The sequence below is a fragment of the Enemella evansiae genome (assembly GCF_004362375.1).
GTDB lineage: Bacteria > Actinomycetota > Actinomycetes > Propionibacteriales > Propionibacteriaceae > Enemella > Enemella evansiae.
Genome location: NZ_SNXA01000011.1, coordinates 302,276 through 324,929 on the forward strand (window position 1 = coordinate 302,276; position 22,654 = coordinate 324,929).

At 69.7% G+C, this 22,654-nt stretch carries 26 protein-coding genes; 13 read left to right on the forward strand and 13 right to left on the reverse strand.

Features of this window, described 5'->3' with window-relative positions; translation table 11 throughout:
* Nucleotides 1–243: 243 nt before the first annotated feature.
* Together C8D81_RS16050 and C8D81_RS16055 are read right to left on the reverse strand one after the other, a co-directional pair.
* Nucleotides 244–1,026 (reverse strand): enoyl-CoA hydratase/isomerase family protein, encoded by a 783-nt coding sequence (locus C8D81_RS16050; protein WP_094432357.1) that lies wholly within the window; start codon nt 1,024–1,026, stop codon nt 244–246.
* 19 nt (nt 1,027–1,045) lie between these two features.
* Nucleotides 1,046–1,846: a biotin--[acetyl-CoA-carboxylase] ligase gene (locus C8D81_RS16055; protein ID WP_133626400.1), complete on the reverse strand. Its 801-nt coding sequence runs from the start codon at nt 1,844–1,846 to the stop codon at nt 1,046–1,048.
* A 28-nt stretch (nt 1,847–1,874) separates the two neighbouring features.
* Between C8D81_RS16055 and C8D81_RS16060 the strand changes: the two genes are divergently transcribed.
* The 4 genes from C8D81_RS16060 to C8D81_RS16075 all read left to right on the forward strand — a co-directional run bounded on the left by C8D81_RS16060 (nt 1,875) and on the right by C8D81_RS16075 (nt 5,026).
* Nucleotides 1,875–3,449 (forward strand): acyl-CoA carboxylase subunit beta, encoded by a 1,575-nt coding sequence (locus C8D81_RS16060; RefSeq protein WP_094432361.1) that lies wholly within the window; start codon nt 1,875–1,877, stop codon nt 3,447–3,449.
* A 36-nt stretch (nt 3,450–3,485) separates the two neighbouring features.
* Entirely contained in the window at nt 3,486–3,710 is a 225-nt protein-coding gene (locus tag C8D81_RS16065) for an acyl-CoA carboxylase subunit epsilon (protein WP_094432363.1), read from the forward strand.
* Nucleotides 3,711–3,804: 94 nt separating this feature from the next.
* Nucleotides 3,805–4,395: a DUF937 domain-containing protein gene (locus C8D81_RS16070; protein WP_133626401.1), complete on the forward strand. Its 591-nt coding sequence runs from the start codon at nt 3,805–3,807 to the stop codon at nt 4,393–4,395.
* Between the two features lies 1 nt (nt 4,396).
* A complete protein-coding gene (locus C8D81_RS16075; protein WP_094432366.1) occupies nt 4,397–5,026 on the forward strand; it encodes a Maf family protein in 630 nt (209 codons plus the stop codon).
* Between the two features lie 144 nt (nt 5,027–5,170).
* Here C8D81_RS16075 and C8D81_RS16080 read toward each other — a convergent pair whose 3' ends face one another.
* Entirely contained in the window at nt 5,171–5,602 is a 432-nt protein-coding gene (locus tag C8D81_RS16080; RefSeq protein WP_133626402.1) for a hypothetical protein, read from the reverse strand.
* Nucleotides 5,603–5,629: 27 nt separating this feature from the next.
* Between C8D81_RS16080 and C8D81_RS16085 the strand changes: the two genes are divergently transcribed.
* The 3 genes from C8D81_RS16085 to C8D81_RS16095 are packed head-to-tail and all read left to right on the forward strand — an operon-like array spanning nt 5,630 to nt 8,351.
* On the forward strand, nt 5,630–6,580 hold the full coding sequence (locus C8D81_RS16085; RefSeq protein WP_094355560.1) for a decaprenyl-phosphate phosphoribosyltransferase: 951 nt from the start codon (nt 5,630–5,632) through the stop codon (nt 6,578–6,580).
* On the forward strand, nt 6,577–7,278 hold the full coding sequence (locus C8D81_RS16090; RefSeq protein WP_166646851.1) for an SDR family oxidoreductase: 702 nt from the start codon (nt 6,577–6,579) through the stop codon (nt 7,276–7,278). Before C8D81_RS16085 ends, C8D81_RS16090 begins: the two co-directional genes overlap by 4 nt.
* Complete coding sequence (locus C8D81_RS16095) at nt 7,275–8,351, forward strand: winged helix DNA-binding domain-containing protein (RefSeq protein ID WP_208109336.1); 1,077 nt, start codon at nt 7,275–7,277, stop codon at nt 8,349–8,351. Before C8D81_RS16090 ends, C8D81_RS16095 begins: the two co-directional genes overlap by 4 nt.
* A gap of 70 nt (nt 8,352–8,421) precedes the next feature.
* On the opposite strand, the gene C8D81_RS16100 is transcribed toward C8D81_RS16095, so the two are convergent.
* From C8D81_RS16100 to C8D81_RS16115, 4 genes are all read right to left on the reverse strand, one after another.
* The gene (locus C8D81_RS16100) at nt 8,422–8,844 is read right to left on the reverse strand and encodes a lipoprotein LpqH (protein ID WP_133626403.1); all 423 of its coding nucleotides are present in this window, start codon (nt 8,842–8,844) and stop codon (nt 8,422–8,424) included.
* Between the two features lie 45 nt (nt 8,845–8,889).
* Nucleotides 8,890–10,425 carry an acyl-CoA carboxylase subunit beta gene (locus tag C8D81_RS16105; protein ID WP_094355563.1) on the reverse strand — a complete coding sequence of 512 codons (1,536 nt, stop codon included), beginning with the start codon at nt 10,423–10,425 and terminating at the stop codon, nt 8,890–8,892.
* 37 nt (nt 10,426–10,462) lie between these two features.
* On the reverse strand, nt 10,463–11,650 hold the full coding sequence (locus C8D81_RS16110; RefSeq protein WP_094431549.1) for an acyl-CoA dehydrogenase family protein: 1,188 nt from the start codon (nt 11,648–11,650) through the stop codon (nt 10,463–10,465).
* A gap of 235 nt (nt 11,651–11,885) precedes the next feature.
* Nucleotides 11,886–12,575, reverse strand: coding sequence for an MgtC/SapB family protein (locus tag C8D81_RS16115; RefSeq protein WP_094355750.1), 690 nt, complete (start codon nt 12,573–12,575; stop codon nt 11,886–11,888).
* 231 nt (nt 12,576–12,806) lie between these two features.
* On the opposite strand from C8D81_RS16115, the gene C8D81_RS16120 reads away from it, so the two are divergent.
* The 4 genes from C8D81_RS16120 to C8D81_RS16135 all read left to right on the forward strand — a co-directional run bounded on the left by C8D81_RS16120 (nt 12,807) and on the right by C8D81_RS16135 (nt 15,461).
* Nucleotides 12,807–13,283, forward strand: coding sequence for an anthrone oxygenase family protein (locus tag C8D81_RS16120; protein WP_166646852.1), 477 nt, complete (start codon nt 12,807–12,809; stop codon nt 13,281–13,283).
* A 20-nt stretch (nt 13,284–13,303) separates the two neighbouring features.
* Nucleotides 13,304–14,236 (forward strand): AraC family transcriptional regulator, encoded by a 933-nt coding sequence (locus tag C8D81_RS16125; protein WP_094431557.1) that lies wholly within the window; start codon nt 13,304–13,306, stop codon nt 14,234–14,236.
* A gap of 291 nt (nt 14,237–14,527) precedes the next feature.
* Nucleotides 14,528–14,695, forward strand: a complete 168-nt coding sequence (gene rpmG, locus C8D81_RS16130; protein WP_094431544.1) for a 50S ribosomal protein L33 — start codon at nt 14,528–14,530, stop codon at nt 14,693–14,695.
* A gap of 148 nt (nt 14,696–14,843) precedes the next feature.
* On the forward strand, nt 14,844–15,461 hold the full coding sequence (locus C8D81_RS16135; protein ID WP_208109337.1) for a M23 family metallopeptidase: 618 nt from the start codon (nt 14,844–14,846) through the stop codon (nt 15,459–15,461).
* Here the strand turns inward: C8D81_RS16135 and C8D81_RS16140 are convergent, their stop codons facing one another.
* The 6 genes from C8D81_RS16140 to C8D81_RS16165 form a co-directional block, all read right to left on the reverse strand.
* Nucleotides 15,462–15,887, reverse strand: coding sequence for a VOC family protein (locus C8D81_RS16140; RefSeq protein ID WP_094431540.1), 426 nt, complete (start codon nt 15,885–15,887; stop codon nt 15,462–15,464).
* Between the two features lie 43 nt (nt 15,888–15,930).
* Nucleotides 15,931–16,590, reverse strand: coding sequence for a DUF899 family protein (locus C8D81_RS16145; RefSeq protein WP_094431538.1), 660 nt, complete (start codon nt 16,588–16,590; stop codon nt 15,931–15,933).
* A gap of 96 nt (nt 16,591–16,686) precedes the next feature.
* Nucleotides 16,687–17,322 (reverse strand): RES domain-containing protein, encoded by a 636-nt coding sequence (locus tag C8D81_RS16150; protein ID WP_208109338.1) that lies wholly within the window; start codon nt 17,320–17,322, stop codon nt 16,687–16,689.
* Nucleotides 17,319–18,041 carry a hypothetical protein gene (locus C8D81_RS16155; protein WP_133626405.1) on the reverse strand — a complete coding sequence of 241 codons (723 nt, stop codon included), beginning with the start codon at nt 18,039–18,041 and terminating at the stop codon, nt 17,319–17,321. Before C8D81_RS16155 ends, C8D81_RS16150 begins: the two co-directional genes overlap by 4 nt.
* 70 nt (nt 18,042–18,111) lie before the next feature.
* On the reverse strand, nt 18,112–18,906 hold the full coding sequence (locus tag C8D81_RS16160) for a helix-hairpin-helix domain-containing protein (RefSeq protein ID WP_094431532.1): 795 nt from the start codon (nt 18,904–18,906) through the stop codon (nt 18,112–18,114).
* Nucleotides 18,907–18,931: 25 nt separating this feature from the next.
* Nucleotides 18,932–19,564, reverse strand: coding sequence for a TetR/AcrR family transcriptional regulator (locus C8D81_RS16165; RefSeq protein ID WP_166646853.1), 633 nt, complete (start codon nt 19,562–19,564; stop codon nt 18,932–18,934).
* A 103-nt stretch (nt 19,565–19,667) separates the two neighbouring features.
* On the opposite strand from C8D81_RS16165, the gene C8D81_RS16170 reads away from it, so the two are divergent.
* Complete coding sequence (locus tag C8D81_RS16170) at nt 19,668–21,431, forward strand: acetyl/propionyl/methylcrotonyl-CoA carboxylase subunit alpha (protein ID WP_133626407.1); 1,764 nt, start codon at nt 19,668–19,670, stop codon at nt 21,429–21,431.
* Nucleotides 21,432–21,540: 109 nt separating this feature from the next.
* On the forward strand, nt 21,541–22,356 hold the full coding sequence (locus C8D81_RS16175; protein WP_094355573.1) for a hypothetical protein: 816 nt from the start codon (nt 21,541–21,543) through the stop codon (nt 22,354–22,356).
* The last annotated feature ends 298 nt before the right edge of the window (nt 22,357–22,654 follow it).

A 22,654-nucleotide genomic window follows, 5' to 3' on the forward strand; every position in this document is an offset into this window, starting at 1 on the left:
ACCGGGCCGGGACCGCGCGAAGGCCCGGACAGCGAGCGACCCCGAGCACCGGAGGCACTCGGGGTCACCCATCCCTCGCTCCGGTCCGGTCGCGCAGCGCTCGGGGGAACGAGTCGGCCGGAGGATCCCGGACGAGGGAGCCGGGCAGCGCTGAGCGCTGCGCACATCCTGCCCCGGAACCGGGCAGGTTACGCCACCGAAGGTTGGGTGGAAGGTTCCTCGAACCCGTGCCGGTGCCGGGATTCAGCCGTCGAGGCCGGGCCAGTCGGGCTTGCGCTTCTCGTTGAAGGCGGCGATCCCCTCTTTCCGGTCGGCCGAGAAGGCGGTGCTGAGCCAGCCCTGATGTTCCAGCTCCAACCCCTCGGCGATCGGCAGATCGAAACCGGCGGCCAGCGCCCGCTTCGCGGCCCGCGCCCCGACCGGTGACTTGTCGGCGATCACCCCGGCCAGCGCGAGCGCTTCGGGGATGGCCAGGCCCTCGGCGACGGAGCGGGCAACGAAACCCCACTCCATCCCCTCCTCGGCGGTCAGCCGACGGCCGGTGAAGATCACATCGGCGGCCCGGCCGAGGCCGACCCGCCGGGCCAGCGTCTGGGTACCACCGCCGCCCGGGATCACCCCCACGCCGATCTCCGGCAGCCCGAAGGTCGCGGTCGTCGATCCGACGATCAGGTCGCAGCACAGCGCGAGCTCGAATCCGCCGCCAAGCGCGAACCCCTCGACCGCGGCCACCGTCGGCACCGGCAGTGCCAGCAGACCACCGAAGCAGCGCCGGAAGACCTCGCGCTGGTGCCGCAACTGTTCATCGTCGAAACCGTTGCGCTCCTTGAGATCCGCGCCGACGCAGAAGGCCTTCGGGATCGCCGAGGAGAGCACCACCGCGCGCACCGTCCGGTTCGCGGCCAGTTCCTCGGTCACCTCGATCAGCGCCTCGGCCTGGGCGGTGGACAGCGCGTTCATCGCCTCCGGCCGGTCCATCACGATCTCGGTCACGTGCTGACCGTGCTGCTGGGTGCGTACGCTCATGGCCGGAGTCTAGGCCGCCTCATTCGAGGGCGCGCAGATGGATGACATCCCCTGCCGGATAGGCCTTGGTCCCGCCGGGGCCCTCGACCTGCAGGCTGCCGTGCGCATCGATGCCGACCGCCCGGCCGACCACCTCCCGGCCCGGCCCCAGCACCACCCGGACCCGGCGGCCGAGGGTGCCGCATTCCACCCGGTACGCCGCAGCGACCTGTTCGCTGTCACGCAGCCAGATCCGCCACAGCTCGGCCAGCTCGGTGAGCACCGCGACCAGCAGTTCGGTGGCGTCGGTCGGGGCACCCTCCAGCAGCAGCGAGGTCGCGGTCGGTACCGGGAGCTCCTCGGCAACCGCGGTGACGTTGATCCCGAAACCGAGCACCGCTGCCGGCCCTTCGGGTGTCTCGACGCGTACCGCCAGCAGCCCCGACAGCTTCCGGTCACCGATGAGCACGTCGTTGGGCCACTTCAACAGCACCTCGAGACCGCTGAACCGGCGTACCCCCCGGCTGACCGCCAGCCCCAGCAATGGTGAGAGCCAGGGCCAGCTCGCCACCGGCAGTTCGGTCGGTGGGCGGAGCAGCACCGAACAGGCGACCGCCACCCCGGGCGGGGTGGTCCAGGTCCGGTCCAACCGCCCCCGGCCCGCGGTCTGGTTGTCGGTGATCAGCACACTGCCGTGGGCCGCACCGGCCGCCGCGCGGGCCACCAGCTCGGTATTGGTGGATCCGATCTCGGGCAGCACCTGCACCGAACTCCAGCCGATCGGGGGTGCCAGCAGCACCTCGGCGAGCCGCTCGGCATCCGGTGGAACATTGGCAGGCACGCCCGGAGCCTAGCGCTAGGGTGCGGGAATGGACATCGACATCCACACCACGGCGGGGAAGCTGGCCGACCTCGACCGGCGCACCGAGGAAGCCGTGCACGCCGGTTCCGAGAAGGCGGTGGAGAAGCAGCACGCGAAGGGCAAGAAGACCGCCCGGGAGCGGATCGAGCTGCTGTTGGACGAGGGCACCTTCACCGAGCTGGACGAGTTCGCCCGGCACCGCTCGACCAGCTTCGGGATGGAGCAGCGGCGCCCCTACGGTGACGGTGTGGTGACCGGGATGGGCCAGATCAACGGTCGCCCGGTCTGCGTGTTCTCCCAGGACGTCACGGTCTTCGGCGGATCCCTCGGCCAGGTCTACGGCGAGAAGATCGTCAAGGTCATCGACATGGCGCTCAAGGTGGGCTGCCCGCTGATCGGGATCAACGAGGGCGGCGGTGCACGGATCCAGGAGGGTGTGGTGTCCCTCGGTCTCTACGGCGAGATCTTCCGCCGCAACACCCACGCCTCCGGGGTGATCCCGCAGATCTCGCTGATCATGGGTGCCGCCGCCGGTGGCCATGTCTACTCCCCCGCGCTGACCGACTTCGTGGTGATGGTCGACCAGACCTCGCAGATGTTCATCACCGGACCCGATGTGATCAAGACCGTCACCGGTGAGGACGTCTCGATGGAGGAGCTGGGCGGTGGGCGTACCCACAACACGAAATCCGGCAACTCGCACTACCTGGCCGGTGATGAGGACGAGGCGATCGAATACGTCCGCGATCTGCTCGGTTTCCTGCCCCAGAACAATTTGGAGGATCCGCCGGTCTTCGAGGCCGAGGACGACGCACTGGAGATCACCGAGGCCGATCGGGCGCTGGACACCCTGATCCCGGACTCCCCGAACCAGCCCTACGACATGAAGACCGTCATCTCCTCGATCCTCGACGACGAAGACTTCTTCGAGACCTCGCCGCTCTTCGCGCCGAACGTGGTCACCGGTTTCGGCCGCATCGAGGGGCGTGCGGTCGGGGTGGTCGCGAACCAGCCGATGCACTTCGCCGGCACCCTGGACATCGACGCCTCGGAGAAGGCCGCCCGTTTCGTGCGCACCTGTGATGCCTTCAACATCCCGGTGCTCACCTTCGTCGACGTGCCGGGATTCCTGCCCGGGGTGGATCAGGAGCATGCCGGCATCATCCGCCGCGGGGCGAAGCTGATCTACGCGTACGCCGAGGCGACGGTTCCGCTGGTCACGGTGATCACCCGCAAGGCCTACGGCGGGGCGTACGACGTGATGGGCTCCAAGCATCTCGGCGCCGACATCAACCTGGCCTGGCCGACCGCGCAGATCGCGGTGATGGGCGCCCAGGGTGCGGTGAACATCCTGCACCGCAAGCGGCTCGCCGAGGCCGACGACCCCGACGCACTGCGCGCGGAGCTGATCACCGCCTACGACGATGAGCTCGCAAACCCTTATGTGGCGGCAGAACGCGGCTACATCGATCAGGTGATCCATCCGCACGAGACCCGCTCGGAGATCGTCCGGGTGCTGCGGATGCTGCGGACCAAGCGGGAGACCCTGCCACCGAAGAAGCATGGCAACATTCCGTTGTGAGCCGGGTACGCGACCAACTGTGAGCGGAGAGTGACGATGAGCGAGAAGACCCCCGAATCACCGGTGATCGAGGTGGTGTCCGGCTCCCCCACCCCGGAGGAGCTCGCCGCCGTCGTCACCGTGCTCACCGCCGCGGCCAGCAGCGGCAACGGCCGGGCCGGTGCCCGCAGCGACCGGGCTGAGGGCCGGGGTTGGAATGCCTACTGGCGTTCGGTACGCCGGGAGCACCGGCCGGGGCCCGGGGCCTGGCGCGGCCGCTGAGCAGCCCGTTCCTGAAACACTCTTCCGCAACCCTCCGATCGGCGGCTAGCGTGTGCTGCGACAGCGCAGGACACCGGGTTGGGGGGGGGCAGTGATGGACGAGATCGATCAGCTCCTCGCCGGAGTATCGATGGACACCCTGGCCACCCGCGTCGGCGGCCAGCCGCAGGCGGTCGCCGCCCTCTCCCGCCGGCTCGTCGGCGCCCTGATCGTGGGGATGGCGGCGAATGCCGACCAGCCCGGCGGTGAGCGGTCCCTGGCGCTGGCGCTGCAGCGGCACGCGGATCCGGAACTGACCCTGGACCGGGTCGACCCCCAGCAGGGCCTGGCGATCATCCGCAACGTCTTCGGCGGCAACACCGATGCGGTCGCGCACACCCTGGCCCGGGAGTTCGCCGGGAGTGACCTGGCACTGGTCCGGCGGCTCGGTCGGCTGCTGGCGCCGCTGGTGCTGGCCCGGCTCGGCGCCCGGCTCCGCAGCGGACCGAACGCCGACCGGCTCGGGCCGATCCTGGCCGGTTACGGCAGCACCCCGCACGGCCGCGGCGCCGGCCGCCCGCACGGCGAACCCGGATTGTCGGATTTCCTGCTGGAGCTGGGCGACGGCGATCCGGACGCCACCGGCCCGCTGGACGAATCGATCGAGGCGCTGAGCGGGTTGCTCGGCGAGGGAAGGCGCGGCTGAGGTGCGGTTGATCCTGGCATCGGCGTCCCCGGCGCGGCTGCAGACGCTGCGCTCGGCCGGGTTGGCGCCGGAGGTGATCGTCTCGGGCGTCGACGAGGAGGCGCTCGGCGGTCCCCCGCCGGCCGAGCTGGCCCAGATGCTCGCCGATGCCAAGGCCGAGGCGGTCGCCGCCCGGCTCGACGATGAGGGCACCGGCGCGGCAGCCGACTGGTTGCTGGTCGGCTGCGATTCGGTGCTGGAACTCGACGGTGCGGCGCACGGCAAACCGGGTACGCCGGAGATCGCGACCCAGCGGTGGCAGGCGATGCGGGGCCGCTGCGGCGTCCTGCACACCGGGCACCGGGTGATCCGCCGGGCCGGCGATCGGGTGTTGAGCGCCGGGCGTACCGGTTCCACCGAGGTGCACTTCGCCGATCTGAGCGATGCCGAGATCGCGGCCTATGTGGCCAGCGGGGAGCCGCTGGCGGTCGCCGGCGCGTTCACCATCGACGGTCTCGGCGGGGCGTACGTGCGCAGCATCGTTGGTGACCCGCACAACGTCGTCGGCATCAGCCTGCCGCTGCTCCGCGACCTCACCGCCGAGGTCGGTTTGCCCTGGCACACCCTCTGGGCCACCACCTCCGCCGGTTGAGCGAGCGAGGAACGAGCCCCCTCCGCCGGTTGAGCGAGCGAGGAACGAGCGAGTCGAAACCAAGGACCCCTCCAGATCGCCCGTTCATCTCGACACGCAACGCGTACTCCGCTTCGCTGCGTACGCGTTGCTACTCGATGACCGTCACGGATTCCTGCGGATCGTCAGCGCGGAGACGCCGTTGTCGGCGGTGAAGGCGCCGCTCCAACCGGGTCCGGTGAAGACCAGCGAATCGCCCCGATCGGCGGTGATCCGGAATCCCGCCTGCGGCAGGCTGGTCCGCAGCCAGTCGGCGAGCTCGGCCGGTGAGGGGGAGGCGAAGGTGGCGGTGAGGACGTTCTCCTGGTCCACCTGACGCAGGATCTGGACCCCGGCCGGCAGTGTGATCGAGGCGGCCGGCACGTTCCGGAAACCGAGCTGGGCCATGCTCACCCCGCCGGCGGGAACCGCGACCGGGGTCGGCGTCGGATCCGGTGCCGGCGGCGGAGCAGCCGCCGAACAACCACCGATCACCAGGATCGCCGCGGCGGTGACCAACATCCGGCCCAGCGGCGCGCGAAAATACCCGTCCCTCACGCCAGTCACGATAGCCTCGGACCCGTCATGACTACTGAGCCTCATTCCACGGCCCCCGAGACCGAGGTCAGCGAGCGGCCCAAGACCTATCTGCCGGCCGCGATCCGCGCCATGCGCCCACGCCAGTGGGTGAAGAACGTCCTCGTCCTGGCCGCCCCGCTGACCGCCGGTCGGATCTTCGAGCCGACGGTGCTGGGGCACGTCGCGCTGGCCTTCGTCGCCTTCTCCCTGATCAGCGCCACCATCTATCTGATCAACGACGCGACCGATGTCGCCGAGGACCGGCTGCATCCGACGAAACGGTTCCGCCCGATCGCGGCCGGTGAGTTGAGCGTGCCGGCCGCCTACGTGCTCGCGGCCATCTGCTGCGCCCTGGCGCTCGGCCTCGGGTTCTGGACCGCGAAGATGCTCGGGGTGGTGCTCGCGGTCTACTTCGTGCTGCAGCTGCTCTACACCCAGTTCCTGAAGAACCAGCCGATCCTGGATCTGGCGATGGTCGCCTCCGGATTCCTGCTGCGGATGATCGCCGGCGGTGTCGCGACCTACATCGAACTGTCGGCCTGGTTCCTGCTGGTGGCCGCCTTCGGTTCGCTGTTCATGGTGGCCGGCAAGCGTTACTCGGAGATGCACGCGCTCGGTTCGGACGCGGGCACCCGGAAGTCGCTGAAGGCGTACACCATCTCCTATCTGCGGTTCGCCTGGCACCTGTCCGCGGCGATCACGCTGATGTCCTACTGCCTGTGGGCCATCGGCGGGCCGGTCGCGCAGGGTCAGCCCGCGCCGGCCACCGGCCTGTGGGGCATCCCGTGGCTGGTGATCTCGATCATCCCGTTGACCATCGGCCTGCTGCAGTACGCCCTGGAGGTCGACAAGGGTGACGCCGGTGAGCCCGAGGACGTCGTGCTCCGGCACCGGGCGCTGCAGGTCTCCGGGCTGCTCTGGATGATCTGCCTGGTGCTGGGGATCTTCTTCAAGTGAGCCGCCCCGTCGCCCTGGTCACCGGCGCCAGCCGTGGCATCGGTCGGGCGATCGCGCTCGACCTGGGCAGGGACCATCACGTGCTCGTCGGCGGTACCCGCGCGGAGACCGTCAATCCGGTGGTCGCCGAACTCCCCTCGGCCGAGCCCTTCATCGCCGATCTGACCGATCCGAGCAGCATCGACGATGCCAGCGCCGGCTCCTCCCTCGCCGAATCCCCGACCCTCGATGTGCTCGTGCATTCCGCCGGGATCATCATCAACAAGACGGTGGCCGAGGCCGGCCATGAGGACTGGGCGCAGATCCTGGGCACCAATGTCGTGGCGGTCGCCGACCTGACCCGACAGCTGCTCCCGGCCCTGCGCACCGCCGGTGGCCAGGTGGTCACGATCAACTCCGGCGCCGGTTACGTCGCCAGCCCCGGCAACGGCCTGTACGCCGCCTCCAAGTTCGCGCTGCGGGCGTTCACCGACGCGTTGCGCGAGGAGGAGCGCGGCCGGGTCCGGGTCACCTCGATCCATCCCGGCCGGGTGGACAGTGACATGCAGCGCCAGATCCAGGCCGGTTTCGGCAACGAGGACTACCGCGCCGAGATCTACCTCACCCCGGAGTCGGTCGCCGCCACCGTGCGGCTGGCCGTGGACGCCACCGACGAAGCGATGGTCGAGTCGCTGCAGATCCGTCCCGTGGTCCAGTGAGCATCGAGCGGGCCGACCTGTCGCTGGCGCGGATCCTCGCGCAGCGGCTCGCCGGTCCGCCACTGACCGATGCGACCGCCGCCGTCACCCACCTGGGCTGTGTGCAGGCACAGGATCTGCCGGGGGCACTGACCTCGGTGGCGCTGCGCACCGCCGACCGCGACCGCGCCGGGGTACGAGCCGCGCTCGATGCGGGCGAGCTGCTCCGCAGCTGGCCGATGCGCGGCACCCTGCATCTGCTCGCCGCGCGCGATGCCGCGTGGATGTGCGAGCTCACCTCCCCGCGGATGTACGCCCAGGCCGCCAAGCGACGCGCCGAGCTCGGCGTCACCGATGCGATGCTCGCCCATGCCGGTGAGCTCGCTGCCGCCGCGATCACGGCCGAGGGCCCGCGGACCCGGGCCGAGCTGATCGAGATGTGGCAGCCGCACGGGTACGCCGAACCGAGCGGGCGGGCGTACCACCTGCTGATGACCCTGTGCCACACCGGCCTGCTCGCCCAGGGTCCGCTGCGCGCGGGCGGGAAGCTGGAGCAGTGTTTCGTGGTGCTCGACGACTGGGTCCCCGAACCCGTCGCCCCCGCTGACCGGGAGGCCGCGCTGGCGCGGTGGGCGGAGCGCTATTTCGTCTCGCACGGCCCGGCCACCGCGGCCGATCTGGCGCGCTGGACCGGGCTCACCATGGGGGATGTCCGCCGCGGGATCGCAGGCGCCTCGGGGCTGGTGACCCAGGAGATCGACGGGGTCCCACACTGGTACGCCGCAGAGCTGCCGGATCTGCTGGCCGAGCACCGCCGGGCCGCCCGCGGGCTGTTGCTGCTGCCCGGTTTCGACGAGTTGATCCTCGGTTACGCCGACCGGACGCCCACCCTCGACCGCGACCACGAGACCCTCGTCGTACCGGGCCGCAACGGGATGTTCAAGCCGACCGTGGTCACCGGCGGCCGCGCCGTCGGCACCTGGCGCAGGGTGAAGGTCAAGGGCGCCGAGCGGATCGAGGCGACCCCCTTCCCCGGCGCGAAACTCCCCGCCGAAGCCAGTCTCACCCGCGCCTTCTCGCGGCTCCCCGCCTGAACTTTGTCAGCGACTATTGCCCGTCCTTCGAACGAGGACCGGCCATAGTTGCTGACAAAGTTCGGTGCGCTCAGCCGACCGAGTTGCAGGTGACGGTCAGGGTGAAGTCCTCGGCGCCGCCGCCGGGCTGACCGTTCTGGCTGACCCGCTCCAGATTGCCGTTGACCACGAAGGTCTTGTTGCTGCGGGTCACCACGGCGCGGCCGATGTTCTCCTCGGCGCGCATCATCATCGAGGCCTGCGACTTGGAACCCATCACCACCGCGATCGCCTTCGGCTGCGGTTCGTCGGTCACCGCGACCTTGGCGGAGGCGGCCCCGGATTCCAGGGTGAGCAGCAGCCCGTCCGGACGCTTCTCACATTTGATGCTGCTCGCCTTGTAGGTCTGCCCCTCGACCTGGAACTGGCCGCTGCCACCGGCGATCAACGAACAACCGGACAGGGCGAGCGCCGCGAAGCCCACCGCGGGGGCGTACCACCAAGATCTCTGCACGCGCTCACCCTAACGGCCGATCAGACCGGCGGCACGCCGTGCCGATCAGACCGGCGGCACGCCGTGCCGACGCGCGGGGCGGTCCCGGTCCTTGCCGGCGGCCGCCGCGAAGCGTGCGATGAGCTCCCCACGTACCTCGTCGGGGTTGATGATGCCGTCGATCACCAGATCCGAGGCGAGCCGCAGGATGTCGATATCGGCCTCGTATTCCTCCCGGAGCCCGGTGACGTACGCCTCCCGCTCGGCCTCGTCCTCGATCGCGTTGATCTTGTTGGCATAGACCGCATTGATCGCCGCCTCCGGGCCCATCACCGCGATCTTCGCGGTCGGCAGCGCCAGGCAGGCATCCGGCGCGAACCCCGGACCGCACATCGCATAGAGCCCGGCACCGTAGGCCTTGCGGACCACCAGCGACACCGTCGGTACCGAGGCCTCGGCCATCGCGGTGATCATCTTGGCACCGTGCCGGATGATCCCCTGCCGCTCCACCGCCGAACCGATCATGAACCCGGGCACATCACAGAGATAGAGCAGCGGGATGTTGAAGGCATCGCAGAGCCAGATGAACCGGGCGGCCTTGTCGGCGGAGTCGACGAACAGCACACCGCCCTTGACCGCCGGCTGATTGGCCACCACGCCGACCGGATTTCCTTCCAGCAGGCCGATTCCGACGACCAGCTCGGGCGCGAACAGCGGCTTCACCTCGAAGAACGAATCCTCGTCGGTGATCGCGTCGATCACCGAATGGATGTCGTAACCGACCGACTCCGAAGCCGGTACCAGGTCGTCGGTGAACTCGCGGGCGGGCGGCGCCGGCTCCTGGGTCGGCGGCTGCTCGCGCCAGTTCAGCGGCAGATAGGAGAACCAGTGCTTGGCCTGCTCGATCGCATCGGTGTCGTCGGTCGCGAGCTGGTCACCGCAGCCGGAGACGGTGGCATGCATCCGGGCACCGCCCATCTCCTCCAGGGAGACCTTCTCGCCGACCACCATCTCGGCCATCCGGGGCGAACCGAGATACATCGAGGCATTCTCCTCGACCATGATCACCAGGTCGGTGAAGGCGGGGATGTAGGCCCCGCCGGCGGCCGAGGGGCCGAACAGGCAGCAGATCTGCGGCACCTTGCCCGAGAGCTGGACCTGGTTGCGGAAGATCCGCCCCGCCCCGCGGCGGCCCGGGAAGAGCTGCACCTGATCGGTGATCCGGGCACCGGCGGAGTCGATGAACCAGAAGATCGGCAGTTCCTCGCTGAGCGCCGCCTCGGTGACCCGGATGATCTTCTCCACCGTCCGCGCGCCCCAGCTGCCGGCCTTCACCGACGGGTCGTTGGCGACCACCAGCGCCGGCCGGCCCTCGACCAGGCCGCGGCCGGTGACCACACCGTCGGCAGGCAGATTGCCGGCCAGGGCATTGGCCAACTGCCCGTCCTCGATGAAGGTGCCCTCGTCGAAGAGCAGCGCGATCCGGTCCCGGACGAACAGCTTGTGCTGGCTGTCCAGTTTGGCCCGGGCCTTCTCGCCCAGGGTTCCGGTGGCGGCCCGAGCCGCGTCGATGTCGGCAGCGGTGCTGATGCCGTCCACCATGGGTGCTCCGTTCCCTCGTTCCACTCGGCTGGCAGGCTCACTCGACCGGCAGGCCGAGGCCCCGGGCGATCAGCATCCGCTGCACCTCCGAGGTGCCCTCCCCGATCTCCAGGATCTTGGCGTCGCGATAGAACCGGGCCACCGGGTATTCCTCGATGAAACCGTAGCCACCGAAGATCTGCGCGGCGATCCGGGTCGCGGTGACCGCCGCCTCCGAGGTGTGCAGTTTGGCGATCGCGGCGGCCCGCTTGTACGCCGCCAGCTGCTTCTTGCTCGGCTGGGCGGGCATCGCGTCCTTCATCGCCGCGGCGGAATAGACGAGCAGGTGGCCGACGTGGGCGGCCACATCGAGGTCAGCGAGCTGGAAGGCGACACCCTGCTTGCGGCCGATCGGGCCGCCGAAGGACTGCCGCGTGCCGGCGTACTCGACGGCGAGATCGCGGCAGGCACGGACGCAACCCAACCCCAGGGCGGCGATCGCAACGCGGCCATCATCCAATGTGGACAGGAATTGCGCGTACCCACGTCCGCGCGGACCGAGCAGATTGGCCTCGGGCACCCGCACGTTCTCGAAGGTCAGCGGGTGGGTGTCGGAGGCGTGCCAGCCGAGCTTGTCGTACGCCGGTTCGACGGTGAAACCCTCGGTGCCGTTGGGAATCATGATCGCCGACAGCTCCGGACGGCCGTCCTCGCGGGTGCCGGTGCGGGCGGTGACGGTGACCACCGAGGTGATGTCGGTCCCGGAGTTGGTGATGAACTGCTTGGCACCGTTGACCACCCACTCGCCGTCGGTCAGCTCGGCCTTCGTCCGGGTGGCACCGGCGTCCGAACCGGCCTCGGGTTCGGTGAGCCCGAAGCCCGCAAGTGCCTTGCCGGCAACCAGATCCGGCAGCCAGCGGTCCTTCTGCTCCTGGGTGCCGAAGTTGACGATCGGGTTGATGCCCAGGCCGACGCCGGCCTCCAGGGTGATGCCCAGGGACTGGTCGACCGCACCCAGTTCCTCGATGGCGACGCACAGGCCGGTGAAGTCACCGGTGCCGCCGAACTCCTCCGGGGCGTGCAGGCCGAACAGACCCAGCTCACCCATCTTCTGGACGGTCTCCAGCGGGAAGGTGTGCTCGCGGTCCCACTGGGCCGCGTTCGGAGCGACCTCGTTGCGGGCGAAGTCGGCGACCACCGCCCGCAGATCCTGGTGGTCATCGGACAGCTCGAACTGTGTGCTCATCCCGCTCCTCATCGATGTCGGCGAAGAAAATACTAGGACATCCTAGTAAATTGCGGTACTCGCGCTCCCCACGGTCATCGAGTAGCAACCCATGCGCAGCGAAGCGGAGCAATGGGTTGCGTGTCGAGATGAACGACACCGGCTCATCGAGCGTTGACCCACGTTCATCGAGTAGCAACCCATGCGCAGCGAAGCGGAGCAATGGGTTGCGTGTCGAGATGAACGGAGCGGGAGTTCAGTCCGCGTCGTCCTCCGCCTCGAGGATCACGCTGCGTACATCGGGCAGCTCACTGAGCTGCACCATCAGGTCGCGCAGCGGCAGCGCACCGCGGAACCGCATCCGGACCTCGACGCCCTCCCAGTCGTCGGCGGTCACCTGTCGGGTCGAGTCGATGGTGCCGTCGAAGCGCATCTCCCCCGCGGCCAGCATGATCCGCCGCAGCGCTCCGCGGCCGTCGGTGTAGCGGATCCGCAGGGTCCGCTTGGCCTCGGCATTGGGCAGCCGGCGCAGCAGCGGCGAGACCACGAAGATCACCACGAAGTGCAGCAGCGTGAACAGCGCAGCCATCGGGATCAGGTTCGCACCAGCAGCCATCCCGACCGCGGCGGCGAGCCAGACCGTGGCGGCGGTGGTCAAGCCGCGGATCGCGTCCCGGTTCACGAAGATCACCCCGGCCCCGAGGAAGCCGACACCGGAGACGATCTGGGCGGCGATCCGGGAGCCGTCCCACTGGATCGGTTCGCGTTCCAGCACCGGCATGCCGTGGATCGATACCAGGGTGAACAGGCAGCTGCCGAGGCCGACCAGGGCATGGGTACGCACCCCGGCGGGTTTGCGGCGCAGCTGCCGCTCCATCCCGATGATCGTGCAGAGCACGAATGCCGCCAGCGCGCACCAGAGATCCTCGAGCGTGAGGCTCCGCATCGTGAACACCAGGTCTCCCTTCCGCAACAGGTTTCCCAGCGGGCGGTGAAACGCCCCTGACCCGGCTATACCCGCCGGGCGGGACGAGCGGTGGGGCGACGCGCACACCACCCCGGGATGAGACGCTGACGTATGCAGGTGAGCGCACAGGCCATGGTTACGCTCACCGAAACCCGATCGAATGGCGTGCAGGTCGGCGTACCCGACGCCGCCACGAACCGGGAGAGCCAGATGCTTCGAACCCTCGCGCTCACCGCGGCCACCCTGACCGGGGTGACCGCCGTGGTCTACCTCAACTTCTCGGCGCGGGTGATGCCGGCCCTGGCGAAGCTGCCCAATCCCGCGGGGATCGCCAAGATGCAGCAGTTCAACCGGACCGCGGTGCAACCACCGTTCATGATCTGCTTCTTCGGCGCCGCCGTGCTCGGTGGCTACCTGATCGTGCGGGTCGCCCGCGGTGAACGCGGCACCGCCGACCTGCTCGCCGCGGCCGGCGGGGCGGCGTACCTGGCCGGTTTCCTGCTCACCATCGGCTATCACGTGCCGCTGAACAACAAGGTCGATGCGCTCACCCCGACCGATCCGGCGGCGGTCGGCGTCTGGCGGGATCATCTGACCGACTGGACCCGGGCGAACACGGTGCGCGCGGTGCTCTCGGTCCTCGGCACCGGCGCGCTGATCGGCGCTGCTCTCGCGCCGCCCCGGTGAGCGCACTAGCGTCGGTGGGCGTGGACCCACTGACCGACTTCCTGGACGGGCCGCGGGCGCGGGGAGCGTTCGTGCTGCACCTGCAGCTGGCCCGGCCGTGGTCGGTGGACATCGCCGACGATGCCCCGCTGACGCTGATGGCGGTGCTGACCGGGGACGCCTGGCTGCGTCCGGTCGGGCATCCGCCGACGCTGTTGCAGGCCGGCGACGTGGCGTTGGTACGCCGGGGCGTGCGTTATGTGGTGGCGGATTCGGCGGATCGGGAGCCGGACGTGCGGATCGGGCCCGGTCAGACCTGCACCGGCAGCGGCGGCCGGGACCTGTCCGACGAGTGGGGTATCGGGCCTCGGCGCTGGGGCAACGATCCCGCCGGCGGTGACACCATGCTGGTCGGCAGCTATCTGGTGGGAGCCGAGACCGGTGGGCTGCTGCTGCGCGCCCTGCCGGAGGTGGCGGTGGTCCGGGCCGTATCGACGCCGGTGCTGGAACTGCTCGTGCAGGAGGCCGGCCGGACCGGGGTGGCGCAGGCCAGTGTGCTGGATCGGTTGCTGGACGTGTTGCTGATCTCGGTGGTCCGGGCCTGGGCCGAGTCGGCGCCCGAGGGCGAACCGAACTGGCTCACCGCCGGACGGGATCCGCTGGTCCGCGACGCGTTGCGACTGATGCACGCCCGGCCCGGCGATGGCTGGACCGTGGAATCGCTGGCGGCCGCGGTGGGCACCTCGCGGGCCGCGCTGGCCCGCCGGTTCACCCAGTTGGTCGGGATGCCGCCGATCGCGTACCTCAGCCAGTGGCGGCTGGCACTGGCCGCGGATCTGCTGCAGGACCCCGCGCTGACACTGGCGGCGGTGTCGCGGCGGGTCGGGTATGCGACCCCGTTCAGCATGAGCGCGGCGTTCAAGAAGCAGTACGGGGTCAGCCCCCAGCAGTACCGCACCGCGCACGCCGGCTGAGCGAGCGAGGAACGAGCGAGTCGAAGCCAAGTCCTCAACCCCGCACTGACCGACCGGTCGAACCCCATTTTCCGCCCCTCGTGCTCGGCGGCGGGCCGCAGACCCGCATCCGCTCGTCACTACTCACGCACTGGAGTAGAAAAATGGGGTTCGACCGAACGGTAGGTCAGGCTTGAACCGAGCCCTCGACCCGGCCCGCGCCGGGTCAGTCTGCCGCACCCGCTACTGGGAATGATTTTCACCGGCTGGGTGTTGACCAGGCAACCACCTGCGCGAGAGGAGCCAACCGAGATGGCCAAGCGAAACGAACTGCGACCGATCATCAAGATGCGGTCCAGCGCGGGGACCGGCTATGCCTACGTGACCCGCAAGAACCGGCGTAACGACCCCGACCGGCTGACGCTGCGGAAGTTCGACCCGATCGTCCGTCAGCATGTGGAGTTCAAGGAAGCCCGCTGACGCTCGGCGAGTAACCGCCAAGCGAAGCCCCCGTACCGACCGCGAGGCCCCTGCTGCGGCAGGGGCCTCGTCACCGGTGCGGGGGTTCGTCGATTTGCCGCAGCCGCTACCAGGCACGAGGATCGGATCGTTCCACGAGAGGACTCTGATGACCCGCCCCGGCCTCCCCCGCCTCGCCCTGGTCGGCCTGTGCTCCGCCGCCCTGCTCGGTGCCGGGATCGGCCAGGCATCGGCCGATCCCACCCCGACGCCGTCGCGCAGCCCGCTGCCCGAACGGAAGCCATTGCCGACCGAGGTTCCCTGCTCCCCCGTCGATCCCGCGGTCTCGGGACTTGGCCCCGGCTGGGGCGCGATGGGCCCCAGGGGCGGGCACACCGGCCTGGACTTCCCCGCCCCGGCAGGCACCCCGGTACGGGCGCCGGCGGCCGGTGTGGTCGTCCCACCGAGTGCGGGCGACTGGGCCGGCACCCATGTGGTGCTGCGACATGCTGATGGGAGCCTCAGCGTCTATGCCCATCTGTCCGCGACCACCGTCGGAGTGGGCGACATGGTCACCGCCGGTCAGCAGATCGGTGCGATCGGCACCACGGGCAAGTCGTTCGGGCCGCACCTGCATCTGGAGCGCTATCCCGGTGGCGCGCTCGGCGATCGCTACCGGACCGGCGATCCGCTCACCTGGCTGCAGGCCCGCCCCTGCCAGGCCCCGGCCGCCACGACCGCACCGTCCCCCGAGCGATCCGGCGGCCTGGCCAGCACCGGCGACTGATCACTCCCCGCGGTCGACGTAGAGGCAGAACGGATGCCCGGCCGGGTCGCTGAGCACCCGGACATCGTCCTGTGGTTGGAAATCCGCGACCGTGGCACCGAGTTGCTGGGCATCGGCGACGGCCGCCGCCAGGTCCTCGACAGCGATGTCCAGATGCAACTGCATCTGCTGATCACCGGGCCCACCCGGCCAGACCGGCGGCACATGGTTCTCCTCCAGCTGGAAGGCCAGGTTCACCGGCAGATCCCGCACCTGCATGGTCACCCAGTCGTCGGCTTCGGTGGAGATCGGCCAGCCGAGCAGCCGCTCGTAGAACCGCGCCAACCCGCGCGGATCCGGCGTACCCAGCACGATGCCCAGCCAGCCATCGCGCCGCCGCCCGCGGATCGGCCCGAGCTTCTCATCGGATCGTTCATCAGTGGTCATGCCCCGACCCTGTCAGCCGCGACCGACAGTCACTGGTGCCACCTCAGTATTCGTCGTGCCGTCTGGTCCTGCTGAATGCCTCGGTCTGCGGCCAGCCCGCCGGGGAGTCCTCCCAGGTCTCCTGCCGGCCATAGATCGTCCGGTCGAGATAGCCGGCCTCGGAGCTGAACGGCTCGACCCCGCGGCCGGTGGTGGAATAGGTGAGGTAGGCCTGCTCGCCGACCTTCAGCAGGAAGCTGACCCCGGGCACCTCGCCGCCGTCGCGGGTCCATCCCCAGTCGTCGTTGTAGCTGGTCTCCCCCGCCGAGACCCACGGTTCGCGCCAGCCCATCCGCTCCGAATAGGCCGTCAGTTTTTCAACCGGGGCACGAGAAATGCGCACGAAGCGGATCCCGTATGGTGCGAAGTGCGCGGTGTGCGGGAGGCTGTCGGCCAGGTTCGAACACGACGGGCAGCCGGCGTCCCAGTCGCTGTCGAACATGAAGTGCTGGATGATCAGCTGCTCCGCATCACCGAACAGGTCGAGCAGCGTCACCGGCCCGTCGGGTCCGGCGAAGGTGTAGTTCTGCACCGGCGTCATCGGCAGCCGACGCCGCGCGGCACTCACCTCGTCACCGAGTCTGGTGAGCTCCTTCTCCCGTGCCAATTGCTGGTCGGCGGCCTGCTGCCACGCGGCGCGGTCCACGATCTGGGGCTGTGCCATGGTTCCTCCTCGGCTCGGCTCTGCGTCTCGAGACGAGTCTGCGCCCGTACGCCCCCGCGGGCTTCTCCGATCTTGCGGGGCCGTCGGTACGCGAGCTCAGATCGGTGGAACGCGGGGGACCGAGTATCCGATCTCGGTGGAGATCGCGTCGATCAGGGCAGTCAGGATCGGCAGATCCAGGCGGCCGGTTCGGGTCGGCCGGGCAGGAAACGAGTCACGGGCAGGGTTGAAGAGGGTGACCGCGTGATCGTTGGTCATCGTCGAGTTCGTCAGGATCCCGTCGAGATCCGGCCATTGCCCGTGAATCGCTCGCGCCCACGCTCGGCAGGTCGCTCGCTCGCCGTGCATCAACGCGGTCGCGGCCTGATGGCGGATCAGCCACCGTCCGGTCAGATCCAGCAACCGCAGCGGCCGGGTGGGCTGCCAGATCAGATAGGCGGGCTGCCCGGTATGGATATCGATGGTTCGAGTCGCCTGCCCCACCTCGGCCAGCGCCGTCGCCAGCGTGCTCGCGGCGTACATCACTCCATGCTGCGGGTACTCCCGCGCCGGTTCGGGCATCGGATCCCACCGACACAGCGACAACGGTCCGAAGCTGCGCAGCTCGTTCCACGGCAACGCATGCGCACCGGAGGTCTTGAAGATCCGGACCAACGGTTGCTGCCAGGCAACAACATCGCTGTCGCTGCGCCGCAACGGCTCAGGCGGAGCCGCGGGCGCCTTCGAGGTCACCGGTCCAGCTCGGACAGCAGGCGCGCCACGGCAGCGGCCGGGTTCCCAGCGCGCAGCCAGTCATGCGGCGTCAGTCCCGCCAACTCCTCGAACTCGGTACCCATGAACGTCTCGACCGCGGAGGGGACCATCCCTGCGGGAATGGCCGGCACCACCTCGCCGAGTCCCGGCAGCGGTTCGCCGTCGATGAACTGCCAGCGCGGATAGCGATCAACACCGCGCACCTGGAAGCGATACAGCTGCCCCTTGCCGGCCCAGCGGGACACCACGCTGCGGTCGCGGGACACCATCCGCGCGACCTCTGCTGCGGTCACCGTCGATGCCAGCGTCTGCTGCGCACCTTCGCGCCGCGCCCGCACCGTTGCCGCCGCCGCGACCTGGGGCTCCAACAACGCGGTCGTCACCGCGGGCTCGAGACCAGCGAACTCGACCAATGCGGCCGCGTCATCTTCGGACAGCGCCTGGGTCGACCCACCGGACTCCGCTTCCTCGAACAGCGCCACCAGTTCCTCGGGTGAATCCACATCTTCGGTCACGCTCAACCCGACGGTGAGCGCCTGGACCAGGCGCTCCCGGCTCAGCGTGCCGGCACCGACCTCGGCGGGTTCCAGATCCTTCGGGAAGGCGTTCTCGGCCACCAGCCGGTATGCGTGCACCGGTGTGGTCGATGAACGGAGTCCGTGGCGGTGCCGAGCAGCACCCTGCTTGCGTCGAGTCATAACACCAGTTTACATAGCCATGCAACCTTGTGCATAGCTGTGCAGTGGATCAGCGAAGGGGTACGCCGGTTCAGTCGGCGAAGGACCAGCCCCGCTCGGCCAGGGCATCGCGGAGGAAGCCGATCGCCATCGGCCCGACACCGTGCAGGGCGGCCAGCTCCCGCTCCGACCATTCGCGCACCTGCTCCAGCGTCCACACCCCCTCGGCCCGCAGCGCCCGGGTCGCCGGGGCGCCGATCCGCGGCAGCGGCGTACCCTCCGGAGCGGCCTGGCGATCGGCCCGCACCGCCCCTGTCTCCGCGTCGATCAGCGCCGCCCCGCGCGGCGAGATCCGGTAGCCGATGTCCAGCGACTCGGTCAGCCCGAGCTCCTTGAGCTTGCGGACATCCCGCTTGAACTCCGGGGTGTCCCGGCCCAGCTCGGCGGCCAGTTCCGGAGCGCGCACGGTCGGGCGGCGGTCGATGATCGCCAGCGTCGCGCGGGTCCACGGCCCGATCGCCGACGCCGCATCGAGCCGGTCCAGCCGACCGACGAGCCGGGCGAGCTCCGCCGCGTCCGGCACGCTGGCCCGCAGCGACTCCCGCGGATCGGCCCCGGCATAGCGCAGGCCGACCTGCCAGATCGGCCGATCCGCCTTCGCCGCCAGCATTTCCTTCAATCCCTTCAACGAACCGGCGCCGGCCCGCCGGGCCTGGGCGGCGGTGAGCTTCGAGACCGCGACCTGCTCGACGCTGGTCACCTCGATCAGCCCGACGCGGGTGCGCAGGCCGGTGCCGACGCGCACCCGGGGGCGATCCCAGCGGCGGAACGCGAGATCCACCTCCCCCGCCCTGATCGCCGCGAGCGTGTCCGGCCGGATCATCATGGCGGTGAATCTATCCCCACCCGGATCAGTGCCGCAGCAGCACCATCAACCGCAACCATCCCGCCGGGTCCAACTCGGCATCCCCGGCCACTCCGCCGGCCAGTCCCGACACCATCAGCGCCAGGGCATCCGCGGCGGCCTGCACCTCGGCAGCGGCACCGCCCAGAATCCGTGCCTGGGTGAGGAATCCGGTGATCGAGGCCAACACCGCGACCGCCATCGCTGCCGGTTCCGGTTCGGCACGCACCGCCCCGCCCTCCTGCAGCGCGGCCAGGTATGCCGCCAGCGCCACCTGCATCGCATGCCGCAGCTCGGCGGCCACCGCGGCCCCGACACCGAGCACCCGCCGGTCATCGAGCAGCGCGGCCACCAGCAGCGGCTCACCGAGCAGGGCCAGCACCACCCGGCGTACCCCCTCACCCAGGCCACCGGGACCGCTGCGGCGTACCCGTTCGATCACCCGATCCAGCGAGAGCTGCAGCAGCTCCTCGAGCAGCTCCTGCTTGTCGCCGAACTCGAGATAGAACGCGCCCTTGCCGATCCCGGCCTCGGTGGCGACCCGAGTGATGGTCATCGCATCGAACCCGCGGTGCACCAGCACCCCCTCCGCGGCCGCCAGCACCCGCTCGCGCCGGTGCGCGATCCGCGGTCGGGGCACCTCCACCTCCGTAGTGACCGGATTCGTCAACTGGTCAGCAAAGTTATCAGGGGTCGGTACGCCTCCCCTAGACTCCGGCTGCAGCCGATTCGAAGGAGAAGCAATGGCCATCAGCAAGGTGCTCGTCGCCAACCGCGGTGAGATCGCCGTCCGCGTCATCCGCGCCGCCCGCGACGCCGGCCTGGGCAGCGTCGCGGTGTACGCCGAACCGGACGCCGATGCGCTCTTCGTCCGGCTCGCCGACGAGGCGTACTCCCTCGGTGGCGCCACCCCGGCCGACTCCTACCTCGACATCGGCAAGATCATCGAGGCCGCCAAGCAGTCCGGTGCCGACGCGATCCACCCCGGCTATGGCTTCCTGGCCGAGAACGCCGACTTCGCCCAGGCGGTGATCGATGCCGGGCTGACCTGGATCGGCCCGCCGCCGAAGGCCATCGATTCCCTCGGGGACAAGGTCAAGGCCCGCCACATCGCCGACAGGGTCGGTGCCCCGCTGGTACCGGGCACCAAGGAACCGGTCGCCGACGCCGACGAGGTGGTCGCCTTCGCCGAGGAGAACGGGCTGCCGATCGCGATCAAGGCGGCCTATGGCGGCGGTGGGCGAGGCCTCAAGGTGGTCCGCGACAAGGCCGAGATCCGTGACGCCTTCGACTCCGCGGTCCGTGAGGCGGTCACCGCCTTCGGCCGCGGTGAATGCTTCGTGGAACGATTCCTCGACCACCCCCGGCACGTCGAGACCCAGTGCCTGGCCGACCAGCACGGCAATGTGGTCGTCGTCTCCACCCGCGACTGCTCGCTGCAACGCCGCAACCAGAAGCTGGTCGAGGAGGCCCCGGCGCCCTTCCTCTCCGACGCCCAGCTCGATCGGCTCTACTCCGCCTCCAAGGCGATCCTGACCGAGGCCGGCTACGTCGGCGCCGGCACCTGCGAGTTCCTGGTCGGGGTGGACGGCACCATCTCCTTCCTGGAGGTGAACACCCGGCTGCAGGTCGAGCACCCGGTCTCCGAAGAGGTGGCCGGGGTGGACCTGGTCCGCGAGATGTTCCGGATCGCCGACGGGGAGGAGCTCGGCTACGACGACCCGGAGCTGCGCGGGCACTCGATCGAGTTCCGGATCAACGCCGAGGACGCCGGCCGCAACTTCATGCCCGCCCCCGGTACGCTCACCCGCTGGCTGCCGCCGACCGGCCCGGGCGTACGCGTCGACGAGGGTTATCTCGAAGGCATGACCGTCCCCGGTTCCTTCGACTCGCTGGTCGCCAAGATCATCGTCACCGGCGCCAGCCGCGAGCAGGCGATCGAGCGCTCCCGCCGGGCGCTCGCCGAGACCGTCATCGACGGCATGCCGACCGTGCTGCCCTTCCACCGCGCCGTCCTCGACGACCCGGCGTACACCGCCCCCGACGGTGACTTCAAGGTGCACACCCGCTGGATCGAGACCGAGTTCGACAACCAGATCGCGCCGTGGAGCGGGGACGCCGGCGGCGAGCAGGCCGAGCCGACCGAGAAGACCGCGGTCGTGGTGGAGGTGAACGGCAAGCGGATCGAGGTCAAGCTGCCCGCCACCCTGGGCAGCCTGTCCGGCGGTGGTGGCGGTGGGGCGAAGAAACCGCGCCGCCGGTCCAGCAGCGGGCAGGCCAAGGCGGCGTCCTCGACCTCGCTGACCTCGCCGATGCAGGGCACGATCGTCAAGGTCGCGGTCGCCGAGGGTGACGAGGTCGCCGAGGGTGACACCGTGGTGGTGCTGGAGGCGATGAAGATGGAGCAGCCGCTCACCGCGCACCGCAGCGGCAAGATCTCCGCGCTGAACGCCGAGGTCGGGGCCACGGTGAGCGCGGGTGCGGTGATCTGCGAGATCGTCGACTGAGACGCCCGTTCCCACCGAGTGAGTCAGCTGACCAACCGAGAGGCCCGCCCCGATCAGGGGTGGGCCTTTCCGGTTCCCCGGATTGGGGGCAGACGGGCACAATGGGGGTATGGACTTCGTCATACTGCTCGTGATAATCGCCCTGGTGGTGGGTGGTGGCTACTTCGTCAGCAGACGAGCCACCCTGCAGCGCCAGCAGCGTGAACGAGCGGAGCTGGAGTCGCAGCTCACCGCCTCCCGCAAGGTCGCCGATGAGGACGTCACCAAGTTCGGTGAGGAACTGCAGGCCCTCGACTCCGATGTCGCGGGGCACGCGCTGGACGAGGCGATGCAGCAGGACTACACGCGGGCGCTGGATTCCTATGACGATGCGAAGCAGTCGCTGGACGCGGTGACCAAGCCCGATGAGATCAAGCACGTCACCGAGATCCTCGAGGACGGCCGGTACGCGATCGCCTGCGTGAAGGCGCGGCTGGCCGGTCAGCCGCTGCCGCAGAAGCGGCCGCCGTGCTTCTTCAACCCCGCCCACGGCCCCTCCACCGAGAATGTCTCCTGGGCCCCGCCCGGTGGTTCGCCCCGCGATGTCCCGGCCTGCGCCGCGGACGCCGAGCGGGTCAAGGCCGGTGCCGATCCCTACATCCGCACCGTGCAGGTCGGCGCCCAGCGGGTGCCCTACTGGCAGGGCGGCCCGGCCTACCAGCCGTACGCCCAGGGCTACTACAACTCCTGGCGCGGTTCGGACATGCTGACCGGCATGATGGTCGGCGGCCTGCTCTTCGGCGGTGGCGGGAACCTGTTCGCCGGCATCGGTGAGGGCTTCGGCGCGATCGGCGAGGGCGTCGGTGACATGTTCGAGGGCATCGGCGACGGCTTCGGCGACATCGGTGAGGGCATCGGCGACATGTTCGACGGCTTCTTCGACTAGTCGTCGGCTCGCGCGCGGCGCGCCATGACCCCGCTCTTCGGCCCAGTCGTCGAAATCCACGCGGGCCGTCTGTGCCGGGTCGCCTCCGTGGCGCGGGGATTTCTCCTTGATGGGCCTGCATCGCGGGGACGCGCCGCCAGACGCTCGCCTCCCGTAGCGCTCATCGAGTAGCTCGGCATGCGCAGCGAAGCGGAGCAGTGGTCAGCGACGGTCCTATAGATCGTCAAGTGGTCATGAGGTCGGTTTTGAGGTTTCGGTAGATGGTGCGGGCGAGGTGGCGTTTGAGGCATCGGATGGT

Bases quoted from the DNA above. Each gene is read 5' to 3' on its own strand.
- rpmG (WP_094431544.1), top strand. From the start codon at position 14,528: ATGGCCAAGCGAAACGAACTGCGACCGATCATCAAGATGCGGTCCAGC.
- C8D81_RS16050 (WP_094432357.1), bottom strand. From the start codon at position 1,026: ATGAGCGTACGCACCCAGCAGCACGGTCAGCACGTGACCGAGATCGTG.
- C8D81_RS16110 (WP_094431549.1), bottom strand. From the start codon at position 11,650: ATGAGCACACAGTTCGAGCTGTCCGATGACCACCAGGATCTGCGGGCG.
- C8D81_RS16135 (WP_208109337.1), top strand. From the start codon at position 14,844: ATGACCCGCCCCGGCCTCCCCCGCCTCGCCCTGGTCGGCCTGTGCTCC.
- C8D81_RS16115 (WP_094355750.1), bottom strand. From the start codon at position 12,575: ATGCGGAGCCTCACGCTCGAGGATCTCTGGTGCGCGCTGGCGGCATTC.
- C8D81_RS16120 (WP_166646852.1), top strand. From the start codon at position 12,807: ATGCTTCGAACCCTCGCGCTCACCGCGGCCACCCTGACCGGGGTGACC.
- C8D81_RS16155 (WP_133626405.1), bottom strand. From the start codon at position 18,041: ATGACTCGACGCAAGCAGGGTGCTGCTCGGCACCGCCACGGACTCCGT.
- C8D81_RS16160 (WP_094431532.1), bottom strand. From the start codon at position 18,906: ATGATGATCCGGCCGGACACGCTCGCGGCGATCAGGGCGGGGGAGGTG.
- C8D81_RS16140 (WP_094431540.1), bottom strand. From the start codon at position 15,887: ATGACCACTGATGAACGATCCGATGAGAAGCTCGGGCCGATCCGCGGG.
- C8D81_RS16085 (WP_094355560.1), top strand. From the start codon at position 5,630: ATGACTACTGAGCCTCATTCCACGGCCCCCGAGACCGAGGTCAGCGAG.
- C8D81_RS16105 (WP_094355563.1), bottom strand. From the start codon at position 10,425: ATGGTGGACGGCATCAGCACCGCTGCCGACATCGACGCGGCTCGGGCC.
- C8D81_RS16170 (WP_133626407.1), top strand. From the start codon at position 19,668: ATGGCCATCAGCAAGGTGCTCGTCGCCAACCGCGGTGAGATCGCCGTC.
- C8D81_RS16070 (WP_133626401.1), top strand. From the start codon at position 3,805: ATGGACGAGATCGATCAGCTCCTCGCCGGAGTATCGATGGACACCCTG.
- C8D81_RS16145 (WP_094431538.1), bottom strand. From the start codon at position 16,590: ATGGCACAGCCCCAGATCGTGGACCGCGCCGCGTGGCAGCAGGCCGCC.
- C8D81_RS16065 (WP_094432363.1), top strand. From the start codon at position 3,486: ATGAGCGAGAAGACCCCCGAATCACCGGTGATCGAGGTGGTGTCCGGC.
- C8D81_RS16175 (WP_094355573.1), top strand. From the start codon at position 21,541: ATGGACTTCGTCATACTGCTCGTGATAATCGCCCTGGTGGTGGGTGGT.
- C8D81_RS16060 (WP_094432361.1), top strand. From the start codon at position 1,875: ATGGACATCGACATCCACACCACGGCGGGGAAGCTGGCCGACCTCGAC.